This window comes from Vibrio sp. 10N.222.46.A1 (genome assembly GCF_041473595.1).
Lineage (GTDB): Bacteria > Pseudomonadota > Gammaproteobacteria > Enterobacterales > Vibrionaceae > Vibrio > Vibrio tasmaniensis_A.
In genome coordinates this window covers 1-2,090 of sequence record NZ_JBFRSN010001206.1, presented here as the reverse complement: position 1 = coordinate 2,090, position 2,090 = coordinate 1, and the positions used below count along the sequence as shown (strand labels likewise).

The 2,090-nt window shown below is 40.7% G+C and carries 1 protein-coding gene; it reads right to left on the bottom strand.

Annotation, left to right across the window (positions count from 1 at the left end; genetic code table 11):
• Nucleotides 1–173: 173 nt before the first annotated feature.
• On the bottom strand, nt 174–2,090 hold a 1,917-nt coding region (locus tag AB4496_RS25225; protein WP_372132568.1), incomplete at its 5' end, for a helicase-related protein.

Genomic DNA, 2,090 nt, shown 5'->3' with positions numbered 1-2,090 from the left:
GATTAAATTAAATAATATAAAAATAGAGTTTTAAGATGTTACTTCTGGTGTTACTTTGGAAAAAACTGACCTAAAAACTACCTCATGCCACCTAGTCTAGAGCAATAAAATACTACGCTCCCAGCTCTTAGTAAGTACAATTTGAGTTATAGATTAAGGTATATCTTTAACTTTTAAGCTTTATAAAAGGCAGTCAAAGGCTCTAAAGCAGGCAATTTATACGGTAACCCTAGGCGAGATACATGCTCAGACAAGAAACCTTTTGCAACTTCAAGAGTAGATAGCATTTCACTATGCTCTTTCCCCACACCTTCTAAAGCGCTACTTTTCACAATATCGTTTAACAAATGAATTAGCTCTTCATCTTTCAAAATATAGCAATGCATCTCCGCATCAACTGTAATTCCAACTATGCTGCTTTTCACCGACGCATCTGTACCTGTGATTTGGTCCTGAACCTTGAATATAATCAAATCATTCGCTAGGTTTTCAACGTAAGTAAAGCTTCCCGAAATTTGTTCACCTTGAGCAATTGCCTTAGACAACATCGGATGGCCGAACCCCATAATATCTGCTTGGCTATCTATTTGCTTAGCTTTACGGTCAAAGTAGATCTGGTCGTAAGATCGCTTGGTTCGGAACTCACCTAACCAACTAACGGGAGTAATAAATGACATCCCACCTAGCTCGTCAAACTTGTAGCGTCTCTGATTCATAGCCAACATTTGGGTAAAAAATGGCTTCATGTCAGCAAGATCCAAACGAGGAACATCCTCTAAGTCCTGATAATCAAACCGTTCGGCTCGTCCTGTTAAATCCTGCACCTTCTGTACAATAGATTCTCCACCAAACGTTTTAGTTTTATGGTCAAACCAAGAAGCCAATGAGTCTGGATTATCCCGTATAACAGCTTCTGCAAATAGCTCATTAAAGAGGGAACTATCAGCCATACCCAGGATAAGCTCCATAAGATTTTCTGGTTCATCCATTGCACCAACAACTGAGCGCATTATCAGGTCAATCTTTGAATTTAGTAAATCCCAAATGCGGGATTCTACTGTATCTGGATTCCGTAACGTAATGACTTCCACTGGCATTTGTTGCCCGTAACGGTTGAGACGTCCTACACGCTGATGAAGCCTCATAGGGTTCCAGGGTAAATCTACATGGATCATGGAGTAGCTGTTCTTTTGAAGATCAATCCCCTCCCCACCAGCCTCAGTAGAGATAATAAAACGCACTTTGCCTTCATTGAACATTTTTGCGGCTGTATAACGGTCTGTATTGTAATCGGCACTCTCTCCTTGTTGAGTAGCCACGTTATACAACTTGTTTTCGCCGTTGATGAAAGTTACACAACCGTCCCCATATTTTTTGTTTAACGCCCCCATCAATAGAGACTGTGTTGCTTTGTACTCAGTAAAGAACACAACGGTTCTATCTTTAAACTCTGTCTCCAGAATATCTAAAATAGTCGTAATTCGAGTTTCAAATTCAACATCCTGACAGGCTTGCAGCAGCTCCTTAATACGTGGAAGTTCATCAGTCATTAACTGAACACGAGTCGAGGTTTCGATAAATTCAATTTCTAAAAGAGCCAGCTCTTCAGCAAAACTAGGGGTTGCAGCTCCCAAATCATCCACTTCTAACTGTTCAGTTAACTCACTTTGTAACTGTTCGATATCTTCAAGTCGCTTCTGACCTTGTTTTTGTTTCTCAATCCTACCTTTTAATGCTCGCTCGATAGCAGCAACAGAGCTTGAAGCCAGCTTTTGCATCGCTGTTAGTACTAATTTTACCGCTCGCTGATCTCGAGAACTCAATGAGGAGGCATATGCCTGACCAGAAACGATGAACTTCGTGAGTAGATCGTAGAAGTTCTGCTCTTGTTCACTGTACGCATAAGTTCGTGAGGAAACCGTTAATGGCTTGAAAAGTCGCTCGCCATTCATATCCGTCACCGACTGTTTGTTGTTTCGGATTAAGACATCTTTCACAAATGGACGCATTTCATGTTCAGACATTTTCCTAGCGTTGATAATATCTGGTCTTAACAATTGAAGCAGCGAGAAAAAGCCATACTCTTTCCC